General features: G+C 45.8%; 10 protein-coding genes and 1 pseudogene. All 11 read right to left on the reverse strand.

Translation table 11 applies throughout. The annotated features are described in order from the left end of the window. Nucleotides 1-300: 300 nt before the first annotated feature. The 11 genes and pseudogenes from B5D35_RS16985 to B5D35_RS17035 all read right to left on the reverse strand — a co-directional run bounded on the left by B5D35_RS16985 (nucleotide 301) and on the right by B5D35_RS17035 (nucleotide 13,449). Nucleotides 301-678, reverse strand: a complete 378-nt coding sequence (locus tag B5D35_RS16985) for a hypothetical protein (RefSeq protein WP_078753726.1) — start codon at nucleotides 676-678, stop codon at nucleotides 301-303. Nucleotides 679-968: 290 nt separating this feature from the next. Beyond that, nucleotides 969-1,967, reverse strand: coding sequence for a type VI secretion system baseplate subunit TssG (gene tssG, locus B5D35_RS16990; protein ID WP_078753727.1), 999 nt, complete (start codon nucleotides 1,965-1,967; stop codon nucleotides 969-971). After that, nucleotides 1,964-3,712: a type VI secretion system baseplate subunit TssF gene (gene tssF, locus B5D35_RS16995; protein ID WP_078753728.1), complete on the reverse strand. Its 1,749-nt coding sequence runs from the start codon at nucleotides 3,710-3,712 to the stop codon at nucleotides 1,964-1,966. The genes tssG and tssF overlap by 4 nt, the downstream gene beginning before the upstream one ends. Before the next feature lie 17 nt (nucleotides 3,713-3,729). After that, entirely contained in the window at nucleotides 3,730-4,140 is a 411-nt protein-coding gene (tssE, locus tag B5D35_RS17000; RefSeq protein WP_078753729.1) for a type VI secretion system baseplate subunit TssE, read from the reverse strand. 61 nt (nucleotides 4,141-4,201) lie between these two features. Continuing rightward, on the reverse strand, nucleotides 4,202-5,677 hold the full coding sequence (tssC, locus tag B5D35_RS17005) for a type VI secretion system contractile sheath large subunit (protein ID WP_078753730.1): 1,476 nt from the start codon (nucleotides 5,675-5,677) through the stop codon (nucleotides 4,202-4,204). An 18-nt stretch (nucleotides 5,678-5,695) separates the two neighbouring features. After that, nucleotides 5,696-6,196 (reverse strand): type VI secretion system contractile sheath small subunit, encoded by a 501-nt coding sequence (tssB, locus tag B5D35_RS17010; RefSeq protein WP_078753731.1) that lies wholly within the window; start codon nucleotides 6,194-6,196, stop codon nucleotides 5,696-5,698. Between the two features lie 24 nt (nucleotides 6,197-6,220). Beyond that, nucleotides 6,221-7,828: pseudogene (tssA, locus tag B5D35_RS17015) on the reverse strand (type VI secretion system protein TssA). A 5-nt stretch (nucleotides 7,829-7,833) separates the two neighbouring features. Further along, entirely contained in the window at nucleotides 7,834-9,816 is a 1,983-nt protein-coding gene (locus B5D35_RS17020) for a serine/threonine protein kinase (protein ID WP_078753732.1), read from the reverse strand. 395 nt (nucleotides 9,817-10,211) lie between these two features. Further along, nucleotides 10,212-11,162: a hypothetical protein gene (locus B5D35_RS17025; RefSeq protein WP_078753733.1), complete on the reverse strand. Its 951-nt coding sequence runs from the start codon at nucleotides 11,160-11,162 to the stop codon at nucleotides 10,212-10,214. Between the two features lie 9 nt (nucleotides 11,163-11,171). Then, nucleotides 11,172-12,143 (reverse strand): DUF2169 family type VI secretion system accessory protein, encoded by a 972-nt coding sequence (locus B5D35_RS17030; RefSeq protein WP_078753734.1) that lies wholly within the window; start codon nucleotides 12,141-12,143, stop codon nucleotides 11,172-11,174. After that, nucleotides 12,124-13,449 (reverse strand): hypothetical protein, encoded by a 1,326-nt coding sequence (locus B5D35_RS17035; protein WP_078753735.1) that lies wholly within the window; start codon nucleotides 13,447-13,449, stop codon nucleotides 12,124-12,126. Before B5D35_RS17035 ends, B5D35_RS17030 begins: the two co-directional genes overlap by 20 nt. Nucleotides 13,450-13,476 lie beyond the last annotated feature (27 nt).

A 13,476-nucleotide genomic window follows, 5' to 3' on the forward strand; every position in this document is an offset into this window, starting at 1 on the left:
GATCACGAAAGAGCATGGGGCAATCTCTTTCCGACTCTCATGCCTTTTGGCAACAGCGTATAAACCACTTCCGCTGCTTCATCACATGACGCACCTTGAACGGATTCACTTATGTTCATCATACTGACTACCTAGCACTCACCCGATTTATGTGGTTATCAGGAGGACCGTCCTCTCACGATTTCAATCCCGATTGGCAAATGCCAACCTTCGTTACATTGTCAGAGCCGCTACTTTATTCAGGCTCCTAGGTTCATCTGGTGATACAGATGGTTCACTCGTTGAGCGGTGAACAGCGCTTCATACGACTTCACGTCGCACACCCCATGCTGAGCTAAAATCTCCTGTTGCGTGAGTTGAAGATCCCCAAGCGGTGGCTGAAGTACCTAATGCCTCAGAACTCACACCCCAAGCGGAACTGAAATTTCCAGAAGCTTGAGCATATTCCCCCCAGGCTGTACTTCCTTTTCCACTTGCCTCTGCAAAATATCCCCAGCCAGTACTTATTTCGTTCGAAGCGCTGCTATATCCCCAAGCAGTACTTAGTGCTGCTGTCGCTTTACCATGGGCCCAATCAAGTTCCCAAAGTATGTCCCCAGGTTGCAACACTTCAGCATAAGCGGATAAAGACGTTGTCACTGCTGCTGCAATAACAATTGCGAGTGATGTTTTTTTCATTGTTCCTCTCATACAGTCGAATAAACGCAAGAAGGCGCGAATACAAACATGTCTTTAATTGGTCCCGTCTTATTGCGCTCAATATTGAATATAAATGCAAAATTGCCGCCCACGTAAATACAGACAGCAGTGATTGATGCATATTTTAGTGAGCAATTGTCGAAGCGAATCATAGCAGGCAGCATCGGTTGCTTTCTGACCAAAACAATAGGTAAAACGCGGTTTTTAAACAAAAAAATAGCACCGACACAATTGGCGGTGCTATTGGTTAAATGTTCCGTGATCCTGCTTCAAAGGCTACCCACCAAACGGATATTGGCATCCTTCTCTTTCGGCCCACCCAGCCAAATGGTTTGACCAAGTTGGTTGCCTTTCCCCTGCCCCAATTGGTTTTTTGGCATGTCATCCAGTTTGAGCCGCATTTTCAAATCCCACGCTACCGGATCGCGAAGAATGAATCGCATTAACCCGATGAGAGTTGGGTATTTTTTACCGCCAGGAAGAAACGCTTGATAGGTATCGAAATCCACATCGTCAAAGCACAGGTTAAATTTGCCCACTAAGTCTGGCGCGGTCTTGCCTAAGTGAAAGTCACCACCTAAACAACAATTGTCGCGATTTAGCTTGTTCCTTTGACTTCCATGTATCTCCACTCGGCGGTATACCCACTCTTCAACATGCACATGCGGCAAATTGAAATAATGGGCCACGATGCCTGAAATCAGTTTCGGCGAGCGTGTGCGAGTGGAGAGTTGATTAACATAAGAAAGCAGTTTGGCCCGGTCTAAATCGGAAGCCTCCGCTTCTTGCATAACGCTCGACAAGCCCAGCAAATGTAGCATTCGACTGGAAAACGCATCTTTCGCGCCATCCTGATATTGAATGTGATAGCGGTATTTTTTCCAAACCTGATAAACCATGGAGACATATCGGTTGTGGAAGAAATCAAAAAACTGTTTAACCGGATTATCTTCTTCTTCGCGACCGGCCAGTTTTTCAGTATATGCAGAAGGTAATGGAGAGCTCGAACCGTGCAAGCCAAGGAAGTTCACTTCTACACGCGTGTATGTATTGCCGTTAAGCTCTAAATGTTGAACAAACTCAATATCACTTTTCGGAAAATCAAGATTTGGCGATACGGTAAATCGGATACGTTCATCAGTAATGTACTTGTTTTTTCCAATGCCTTTGAAGGAGCCACCATTTTCATACACATAGTGGCGTTCAAGCAGAGAAACAGCCTGAAAGAAGCTGAACTCATGGCACTTCGCTTCAATATGATTGATCATAGTACGGTCTGCTGCCCCATCATGCTTGGCCAGTGATATATCTCACCGGTGCTTTCGTCAAACACTTCCAGCTCAGTAAATGAGTTAACACTGGAGTAAAGGCGAACAAATTCGTTGATGACACTCGCCAGCAAGAACATGTCACCTTCATTCACAAACATTGAAGAATCCATCACCAGATTGAACTGGGTACCTCGCACCACTACACCGCGAAAGATACGATCGATAGGTGCCATTGACGCTGATTTGATGCCGTCTAGTCGTTGAATTGAGGCTCGATGAGCCTGACGGTCGATACGCGAATGGAAATCGTAAGTTGAAAGCAACACCTTCAACACATCGATGTTCGACAAAGACAAGTAGTTCAGCGACATGTTGGCGATCAATTGCCAATGTAACTCTCCGTTAATCTGTGGGCTAACGGAATGGGTAGGCTTAGTAATGTTGATAAAACTCGCATACGTGGGAGATTTGTGAGTCGTGTATGTAATATCGCCCACTGACAAACGTTCGGCTAAATCGGCATTGCTACAAATCAACTTGGTCAGTACCGTTTCAGAACCTAAGTCGGCGACATCACCAACGTGTGTGTGGAACGAGATGTAACGCTCCAGACCTTGCCCACTGACTCGGTCAGACACTTTGGTTTTATAGAATTCTTGTTTATCTCGCTGATTAATCTGGTGTTCAAATGTTTCAAACTCAATCAGATTCTTACGGCGACGTTCACTCTTACTCCAGCTTTCAACGTTTTCAATCGAGTACACTTCGTAATGTTCTTGGTTGTTGTTCTGCGGTCGAACCTTATAGTCATTTCTGTTGTGCTCAAGACGAATTGGGTCTCCATCCATCTCGAACAGATTCACCGCCGGTGAGCAATGCAATTTAAAGTGTTTGTTCTTTAGCACAGTCTCTGCTGGGAGTGCACGGTTAAACACAAATGAAATGCTTACCGTCGAGCGTTGTGGCACGCCTTGAAGCCAATCCATACCGTTGACGTCAAAGAACATGAACTTTTCTGGCATAGAGAAATATTCTTGCAACAGCCGATAGCCAGCAAAGCTGTTTTTGCCATACGGTAACAAGGCCTCGTTATCATCAAAGCCAACAGGGACAACTTGCTGTGCAGGGATTCGATGCGTACATCCGCCACCAACATCGAGTTCCACGTAATCAAGGTAGCGGAACATCCACAAATACAAACATCGCGTTATGTGTTGCTCGCCGTGTAAGTGGAGACGTAATTTGTCCATCTTGATTCGAGACAATTCTAAGCCATGCTGTGTCGCCAGTTTCAGCTCTACTCGCGAGTTAGTACGACTGTTGGTTTGTTCGACACCCGTGATGTCCAACGGTAATAGATCCACGTCATAGCAAGTGCGGAACAAACACTGAGTACCTTCAACTTGCTCACTTGCCATTTCGACGCCACGCGCAACAACCGTTTTTTCCGTCACACTACCGATATGTGGCGTAAGTTCAGTAATACACATTGATGGCACTGAACGCATGTAATGCGGCCACAATAATGTCATCAAAGACTGGGTTAATTCTGGCAGCTCATCATCAATTTTTTCGCGAACACGTCCCGTGAGAAAAGCAAAACCTTCCAATAGTCTTTCAACATCAGGGTCATAGGCACCTTCAGCCAGAAAATTGACCAATTTGGGGTGATATTTGGCAAACTCACCACCCGCTTCTCTTAGGTAGGTCAGTTCGTCCTGAAAATACTTACTGTTGCTCACGAGAAAATCCCTCAGGGCTAGACATTAAACTGCCCATCTACGCCCATGAAAACATTGATAGACATCGGTACTGTGTCGCCGTTGTGAAACACTTCACCGCTAATACTGAAATTGAGTTGCAGAGGGCTGTGCATGTCCATCCGGTAGTGGACTTCGATGTTTTTAAGACGAGGCTCGAACCGTTCGATGGTTTCTTGAATGTTCTTTTGAATCGTTCGAACGAGGTTGGCATTGGTTGCCAAAACATCATTGAAGTCAGGCAAGCCATAATCTCCATCGATCATTGCATTACCGGTATGCGTGTTCAAAAGCTCTGCGAGGTGAATATGAATAGATTCAATAAGATGCTGATGAGAAACCATTTTCTCGTAGCTGCTCTTAGGTTCTCCCAGTTCTATACGCTCCAGAAGACGATAGCCTTTTTCCATTGTGCATCCTAAAAAAGAGCGGCCAGTTCAAACTGGCCGCAATATTTATGCGCTAACTCGATTATTGGTCAAGTTTACCCACCAGTGACAATTCGAAGCTCGCACCCATGTACTTGAAGTGCGGACGTACTGCCATTGAAACGCGGTACCAACCTGGATCGCCATCTACGTCAGAAACTTCGATTTTCGCTGCACGCAGTGGGCGACGACCACGCACTTCTGCTGGCGGGTTCTCTTGGTCTGAAACGTATTGACGAATCCACTTGTTCAGTTCGATCTCAAGGTCAGTACGCTCTTTCCATGAACCAATTTGTTCGCGCTGAAGCACTTTGATGTAATGTGCCAAACGGTTGATGATGAACATGTATGGCAATTGAGTGCCTAACTTGTAGTTCGTCTCCGCGGCCTTACCTTCTGGGGTGTTCGGGAAGTTTTTCGGTTTCTGGATTGAGTTCGCAGAGAAGAACGCTGCGTTGTCAGAACCTTTACGCATGGTCAGCGCCATGAAACCTTCTTCTGCCAGTTCAAATTCACGACGGTCAGAAATCAAGATCTCCGTTGGGATCTTAGTTTCGATTTGACCCATTGATTCGAAATTGTATACAGGCAAATCGTGAACAGCACCGCCGCTCTGAGGACCAATGATGTTTGGACACCAGCGGTACTTCGCGAATGATTCACTGATCTTGGTTGCCATTGCGTACGCCGAGTTACCCCACAAGAAATTCTCGTGGCTGTCTGTCACCATTTCATCGTAGTCAAATGCTTTGATTGGGTTGTCAGCAACAGAGTACGGGTTACGTAGCATGAAACGAGAGGTACAAATGCCCAAATAACGCGCATCTTCATGCTCACGCAAACCACGCCACTTGGTGTATTGAGGACCTTCAAAAATCGCTTTCAGATCTTTTAGGTTTGGCAACTCTTGGTAGCTATCCACACCAAAGAATTTTGACGACGCTGACGTGATGAATGGCGCGTGCGACATCGCACCTACGTTTGCCATATACTCCATCAGCTTGATATCTGGAGAGGTAGACGTCATCTGGAAATCACAGATAACCGCGCCCACAGGCTTACCACCAAACTGGCCGTATTCACGGGTATAGATTTGTTTATACAGACCTGACTTCACAACCTCTGGCGCGTCTTCGAAGTCATCTAACACTTCGTTTTTCTTCGCAGAGATCAGTTCGATCATGATGTTCTCTCTGAAATCTGTATGGTCAACCAGATATTTCAGACCGCGCCACGTAGATTCAATCGCCTGCACTTCTTCATTGTGCAAAATTGCGTCTACTTGTGAAGAGAGCTTCTGGTCGATTTCAGAGATCATTAGATCAACCAGCGATTGATCAACTTTCTCGGTCGCTCGACCGCTCAATAACTCACCGATGAACGCTTCAACACCACGCTTTGCAATGTCAAAACCTTCGTCACTAGGCTTCAGGCGAGTCTCGTTAAGAATACTGTCAAGAAGGGAACCAGACTCGGCAAGCGTTGCTTCCTGATCTTGAGCTAATGCTTCTACTGTCATACTAATCTATAACCCTAATTATTCTGCTTTCGATTCTTCGCCGACGTTCAGCTCTTCTAGCAATTTCTTGCGTGCTTCTTCGTCTTGCAAAACAGATGCAATCTTCTTACGGAATGCAGGAACGTTGCCCAGAGGGCCTTTAAGCGCAACCAGTGCTTCACGTAGTTCCAATAAACTGTTCAGTTCAGGAACGCTTTTCGCGACTGACTCAGGCGAGAAATCTTTCATGTTCTTGAACGTGAGATCGACCGCCATTTGTGCGCCTTCTTCATCAGACAGGCGATTAGCAACATTGACTTTGATGTTTGGCGCATAACCTTCCATCACTTCATTGAAGTTGTCCTTATCGATGCTGATAGGTGTTCTGTCTTCAATAGGTGTTTCGTCCGCACGTGAACTGAAATCACCCACTACCATCATATTAAGTGGCAGTTCTACTTCTTCTTGCGCATCACCCGTTGCTGGAACGTAACGGATATTAATTCGCTCTTTAGGAGCTACCGAGCCATCGCGCGACATATTTAGTTCCTTTCTATGGTTTTGTTAATAAAGGGGTTGCCATTCCTGATAGTTCACCGGCAGTTGCTCTTTTTTCGGATAAAGTGTTTTAAGCGAAGTATTCAGCAAGGCACTCATTTTTACGTGCAACTGGGGCTCCCAATCGGCGAGTTTCATTTCTTGGCTAACTGTCCACACCTTTTCAAGATAAGGAAGGCTAAGTGAATGCAAACCCACGCGGTTCAGAGCGTCTATCATTTTGATCTGAAGCAAGAATTGGCCACGGCCTGAGCGGTCTGCTTCAAGCTTCAGGGCAATTTTTGCCATATGCTCACCGATGTTTTCGAGAGCAATATCGTCCATTTGCTCATCACCGCTGTCTTGCAGCAATACGGTGGTCAAACCGACATTGGTAAGAGGTAACGATGATGTACTGGCAGCTAGCCATTGCTGTGTTGCTTCGTCAGCAAACGGAACCGAATTTTTAAAGGTTAGTTTTTCGAAACCAGATAAGTTGTCCACAAAACGTCGAGCCTCATCCGCCACTGCTTGCGCTGCATCGCTATAGTTCAAGTTTTCGAGCATTTGAAAGACAAGGTAATGGCCGGTTAGCCAGAACGGGGCATCGGTCAAGGTCTTTTCCAGACGCTTGACGGTGTCGACATCACTTCCCTGCTTCGCTTTGTCGCGGTACTCAGCTTGTAAATCTTGTGATACTGCCAACATTAACGGTGTCACATTGTCTTTATGGTCTGGCAAACCATCCATCTCGCACCACGTTAAATAACGGTGGATACGGTAAGACAACGCCGCGCTCGGCTCCGAAGCCAAAATGGTTTCCGCCACTTTCTTTAGCGTACGTTTAGAGGCGGTTGGAGACGAAAAGTCTGTATCAATATCTACCGTGGCTGGTCGTACTGACGCTGCTCTTGCCTCCGCTATAGGTGTCGTCGCATTGGACGCTGCCTGTCGTTGGGTAAGTGGCTCAGCGTTTGGCACTGACAACGGTTCCGATACTGTCGATGGAGCGGTATTTTCTGACGTCGTTGGTGCAATCTCGTTAGGTGTTAACGGTGTTTCCACCGCGGCGAAAGACGCTGTGCTTTCACTGTTTCCTGCGTATTGCATCAGTGAATTCAGGCCTGTTCGCACATCGAAAAAGTCCACGTCGCAATCAGGAAACACATCGCTAAATGCACGCTAGGTCTTTTCTACTAACTCAAGGCACTCAGAAAGAACCGACCAAGATGGAGACGATGATTCTTCTTTTGGCAATGCCAACTTCATCTGGTGATTTAACCATTCGATGGCACCATCACGGCCACGCTTGCGCGTTGGGTGAAGCCCTCCCCCAAAGCGCTCGACCAACGCCAATAGAATCGCAAAACCCTGCTCTAATCCGTGAAGCTGTTTCGTTTCCAACATGGCGCGGACAAGATAACAAGCCGCTTTTAGGTCTTTACTGTAGTGGCATAGCACTTCAGCTGCATTTTTCTCTACCACATTCCAGTCAACGGTTTCACCAAACAGTGAGCCAAACTTTTTTACTTCTGCTTCCATAAGTTCATAGGCAAGCTCATAGCGCGCATCTTCACCCGTTGGTGATGCATCACTGATCGGCGAGAGAAATGGGTCTACGTTGAAATCCGCCATACGTCTTACCCTTTCACCATAAGATCAAAGTCATACAATGCGCGTTGAACCGCTAACGCACCATTTGCAGGTCGCGTTTTCTTGTAACTTTGAACAATGGCGTCAGCCGCCATTCTTCCAAGTAGTTCAGTGACCTCATCAAACTGCTCTGGGGAATTGTTTTTCAAATCATTCAGCGCAACATTCAATCGGTCTGCTGAGAACTTCGCCTTTTCAGTCACAGTGCTAAACAGAATGTATTCACTACGCGCAATCGTAAGCTCGCGGATTTTTTCAACCAACTGTGGATGCTCACCAAAGAATTGCTTTGCGCTCTCAACATTTGCAATGGCCGCTGTATAGAATCGCTGCTTCGCCCCTTCATCAGCACTATCGAGCACTTTCGCCAACACTTTCTCTGTCAGAACATGTTCGTAAAAATATGAATTGGCTTGATGATTTACCCAAGCTGACTGTAAGAATGCATTTACATCATCGGCTTCGCCGGTAGATATCAACTGGGCCAATTCTTGTTCATTGCTACGAAGGTATTGAGTAGCGATTTGAGATTCGGAATACGCCGTATTCAAATCTGCCATCATATTGATCAGCTTGGTTTCTGCGTCACCGCTCAAGTTATTCTTTTTCTCAAGGATTTCTTTAACCGCAATGAGATCAGATCTTGCGTCCGCAATCGCGACGTTCAACCGACGCGCACTACTCTGTTGCGCAGAAAGCGAGGATTGCTGGTCGTTGTAAAGTGCTGACATTTCCAAAACCAAGCGACGATCGGCGTCTTTATACATGTCTAACTGGTCTTTATCAGAAGCCAGTTTTTGGAGCATCACGTCTTTTTGCCAGGGAGCCTGCGCCAAGAATTTTACGATGTGCTCAGTTTTTGCCGTGTCTGATTCGGCGATCAATAAATCAGATGTTCGGCCCGGCGAGAACTGCGACATGCCGACAATGTATCCACACGCGATGATAATGGCGCTGGCTACCATGCTCACTTCGAGATATTTGGCATTTGCCAACGCAATTCTAAAACCAGAGCGACGCGCTGAAAGCACGAGGTCTGCATTGCGCAATGTGTGGAATATCGGCGCATTACCCGTCAATTTCGCAGTGTGCGTATCAATACAAGCGAGCTCTTGTGCGAACGAGATAGCGGTATATTGATGACTACGTGGCTTTTGAATAACTCGACGGATTAAGCGCCAAGCACTGGCTGGGATCAGTAATGGACGCTTGCCTTGCATTAACTGCTTGTGCCAGGCGTCTCCATAAATGGCGCCTAAGAATAAATGTCCTGTCAGCAGTGCCAACGAGTAAACATCGTCTTGCGGTTTTGCTGCGCCCGTTTCTATGTACAAGGGCGAAACATATTTGAGGCTTACTTCGGCGTGCTCTTCAGGCTTATCAATGTAACGTGCTGCACCAAAGTCTATGAGTTTGACGCTATCATCTTCCCCAATAATGATATTTGAGGGTTTGATATCCAAGTGGCAAATACCACGCGTGTGCATATATTCCAACGCACCAGCGAGTTGATATATGAGCCAAGCCACATGATCAACACGGAAACCTTGGCTCGAATGCCTTGCCATCTTCTCGGCAACAGACTCGCCTTTGATCCACTCATACATAAGATAAGGACGGTCAAACTCTCTGCCGATTTTAATAAACTGTGCAATACTAGGATGTTGAGAAAGTTCAAGTCGACTCGCTTCGCGAATTAGCATTGTTTTCGCAAAGTCATCTGCGTTTTCGTTTAAAACTTTGCAACAAATCTGCTTATTCGGTTCGCCACGTTTGGCAATATGATAAATGGTCGTGTTACCATTTTTGGACGGCAACGAGTCGAGCACATCGAATTGAGAAAATAGAACATACTCCAACTTGACATTTTTCTTGTTGGCAATGCTTTGTTCTTTCTGCTTCTTTTTTTCAATCGCTTTAACAACCAGCTGGCTAATTAACCCATTGGTTGATCCCGTTGAATCTGACACGTATGACTCTTTTCGAAAAACCTATTCCGGAGGGCATAGTAATAAGTGTCTAATACTCTTTTCAATGGTGGAAAATAAAACGAACCGTATGTCTATAAAATTAGTTAATGTAACTACTAACAAAGGTGTTATTACCGACCAAATAACTACTGAAGCGCCATCACAATTTGTCATGAAACCACGATGAATTTATATTTGGTGAGGACACTCTCGAAACAAGCTAATATCAATAGAAACCACACGTGATCTAGGTCTCATAAAGAAAGAGTGTGTTTATTTGTTATTTCCGCACCTCTCTGTTCAGACTTAGCATGTAGACAGTTTGAATAATTAATACGGGATAACGACTGCTTATCCCGTCAAATTTTTTTGCACAACTTCGTAGGAATGAAAAACTAGTCAAAATGCTTGTAAAGACAAAGAACCGCCCGGTCACCGTTTAATTCATACATGAGAAGAGACGCTATCTCTGTCTCTTTTTGCTCGGCGATAAACACCGCAATCAACGACATCGCAGACCCACCTCCCATGGTCCCCCAGAGATCATTGACCAAAAACGGCATTTGAGGATGGGTAAATACCGCTGATCGCGCTCCCAGCGCAAAACCATAATCTTCAGTGTTGTCCCGTGCATTCGTCATATTGGTATACACTTTGCCAAGTTTAGGCTGTGTTTTTGTCGCTTTCTGTACGAGACGCATCATTCCACGTCGATCTGATGCTCCTTTTTCTATATCAAAGTAAGCAACTTGCGCGTGTGGTTTCAGCTTCAACGTATCGACGATGTTCTTCTTCGTGAGAACAACACCTGCCCCTCCCTCGCTTGGTATTATCCCCCAAGGGTTTGCACTGCAAAGTACGTTAAAGTCCGCGATATAATTGTCTAAATTCGCAACCAGCGAATCAACCGCAATACAAAGCACGACATCGTGAACATCTAAGCTTTGAAGTGCTTCTAATACAAACCCTGCGCCTTGTTGGCTTGATATTTCTAAAGTGGATAGATACTTACTAACGGGGTGTTCCCTCAGTAGCCTCATTAACAGGCTTGTGTCTACATGCTCAGGCACACTCACGACGACGGGCAACGGTTTAATAGATGCGGTTAAAGGTGCTAACAATTTCTCCGCCAACGTCGAGATCATTTCGCACAATCTCTCGGTGTACCCTGTTTCTTTCAAATAGTCGGCGGTTGCATACAAAAATCGATGAAGCTGGTCATCACTGCTCTTCTGGGAGAAACGCCCAAGATTGGCCTTAGCCACTGAGAGTGCCAAATCGATATTCATGCCAGTGGGTGCTAGCACTTCTGCACCAATCACATAGCGACCAAACGTTGTACTCATAACGTGCCCTTAAACCGCAACAATATTTGATGTTTTGAGTAGATGTTCACGGCCCTGACACACAAAAGATGCACTGTAACTAATAGAAATCGTTTTATTTTCGGCATCGACAAAGACCGTATGCATTTCCAGATTGTCATGCATCACACCATCACTGAAAGTCACTACGGCGGCATAACGTTCATTCGGAATTCGGAAAGACAATACATCATCATGACAAAAACCACTGACCAATACGCGCTCGCCTCCTTTGAGAAAACCATCGCATTGCTGATCGCTTGGCGCTGACTGGTAAAAACGCCTGTCAAAGTCAGTCGGTAGCAATGGTCGACGTAACTCCTCCCAACGTGTGTCAAACGTGCCAGCATATTGATAACGTGCTTGGAAAAAAGGAGGGAGTGGGCCAAAGCCTGCTACTCGTGTTTGTTTGTTACTAGGTCCCCAGTTTTCGTTGACGTAGAAAACAGAAGGAGGGACTTGTTTCAGCAATGTCTCGTTATCTTCTGCAATACCACCACCGACACGATTGCGCGCATCCCCACCAAGTGCATGGGTGTAATCCACTTCTTTCTCAATGAAGGCTTGAGGGTTGGACAATGTCACAGTCCCACCATGCTCAACCCAGTGACGTGGACCATGCACTGCAATGGTTTTATCAATGTGTCCTTCCACCACCAAGCGACACTCTAAGTAAGGCGTCGGGCGTTTGGCATATGCCCTCGCCTTACCAACCACAATTACGTCGGTGTTTTTTCTCGAAACAGGAAATTCGTGATCATGCTTCATGGCTGAAAAACCAGCTTCGCCTTCATAGATTGGATCGTCGAAGATCTCTGGTTGAGCTTGTTCCACCCATTGTTTCTCAATAAACATCCAGGCACGTTTTGCTGTAAGAACCCATATTTCATGGCCGTGTTCATCACGTTGAAATCGCCCCTTAATGGCTAATTCAGGATTTACATCAATATCCCAAAGTTGCATTGCGCCCCCTTAACTCGAAGCGCTCAGATGCCAATTTCAATTGAGCCAATCTTTCCAGTATCCAATCTTGCTGATGTACTGGCATTAATGCATCCCACAGGACATAGACACGCGAATGGATACACAGTTGCTTCCACAGCCAATGCCTGAATTCAGCGTTTATCTGAGGGTCTTTCAATGAATTGATCGTGGTATCAAACGAGAGTTTTTCACCCAGTCTAGCTGGCTCAGAAAACCAGTGGTCATTCTTTTCCACCCATTTGTTAAGCACATCAAGCGCATCCTCCCAACTGTAATCAACCCCTATAGCGGTCGGGTCTAACGGCAAGCGCTCACCGTAAATCACATATAGTGCTTGGAGCCACTTCTCCGCTTTGTCTTCTTCATAATCAAACTCAAAAATGTGCTCCAGCGCTGTTTCCACCCAGTCAAATCGGCCTATTAGCATCAATTCCACAGGTGCATGCTCCCCTTTGGGGTCGAACGCCATAAACTCTTTCAATTCAAGTAAGCGTGCATACAAACCAACATTGGTCGACGGCAACGCTTGGTTATCGACACCAAAGTATTGGCGAAACCAGGTGTTTCTATCCTGCTTGTTCAATAGACGCTCAAATAAGAGGTCTTCGCCACTCACGCTCTCATCCAGCCATTCTTTTGCTTCTTCGATATTGGACATGGCCAACGCAGATTGTGCGTTTCTTTCCGAAAGTATGTCTTCTTTCAACCAATGTTTGGTCAATGCATTACTGATGGAATGTCTCAAACGAAGAAAACTGAATGTTCTCTCACTGTAAGCAGGAAGTCCTTCCGCTAGCGAAGCGATTAAGCTGTCCAACTGCTCTGCTCGTGATTGAATGACAAGCATCTTAGCTAAATCAGGCTTCAGCCCCTCCAACTGTGTAAATGCTGCAAGAAAGTGAGTTTTACTCGCTGCAAACTCAGGTTCCAACATTAGCCAAACAAAAACGTCTGGCGATTGGTCTTTCAACTCATACACAAAACCGGGCGCTAAGCGAAACAACGAGAGATAAACCGATTTAATCTCTACCATCTGCTTTTCAATTAAGGCCAGATAATCAATATTTCGGCAGGGATATCCCTGGTTGTGAAGCTTCAATCGTTGGTCAATAAAGTAAGCCAATGATTCATTCGCTAACAAGGTTTTTTCACGGCAAAAACCTACCCACTCGGGTGGGAGTTCAGCCAGTATCTTAATGTCAGCATCGATGTGCGCCAACGCCTCACTCACGTCGGTCTGTTTGAAAGGTTCTTTTATCTGAGCGGGTGTGATTCTCGAACGCATGGTTTCTATTCTGTTAATGTTTTTCTG

It is taken from the genome of Enterovibrio nigricans DSM 22720 (genome assembly GCF_900167155.1).
GTDB lineage: Bacteria > Pseudomonadota > Gammaproteobacteria > Enterobacterales > Vibrionaceae > Enterovibrio > Enterovibrio nigricans.

Coding starts and splice junctions, on each gene's coding strand:
- B5D35_RS16985 (WP_078753726.1), bottom strand. CDS start 678: ATGAAAAAAACATCACTCGCAATTGTTATTGCAGCAGCAGTGACAACG.
- tssG (WP_078753727.1), bottom strand. CDS start 1,967: ATGATCAATCATATTGAAGCGAAGTGCCATGAGTTCAGCTTCTTTCAG.
- tssE (WP_078753729.1), bottom strand. CDS start 4,140: ATGGAAAAAGGCTATCGTCTTCTGGAGCGTATAGAACTGGGAGAACCT.
- tssC (WP_078753730.1), bottom strand. CDS start 5,677: ATGACAGTAGAAGCATTAGCTCAAGATCAGGAAGCAACGCTTGCCGAG.
- tssB (WP_078753731.1), bottom strand. CDS start 6,196: ATGTCGCGCGATGGCTCGGTAGCTCCTAAAGAGCGAATTAATATCCGT.
- B5D35_RS17025 (WP_078753733.1), bottom strand. CDS start 11,162: ATGAGTACAACGTTTGGTCGCTATGTGATTGGTGCAGAAGTGCTAGCA.
- B5D35_RS17030 (WP_078753734.1), bottom strand. CDS start 12,143: ATGCAACTTTGGGATATTGATGTAAATCCTGAATTAGCCATTAAGGGG.
- B5D35_RS17035 (WP_078753735.1), bottom strand. CDS start 13,449: ATGCGTTCGAGAATCACACCCGCTCAGATAAAAGAACCTTTCAAACAG.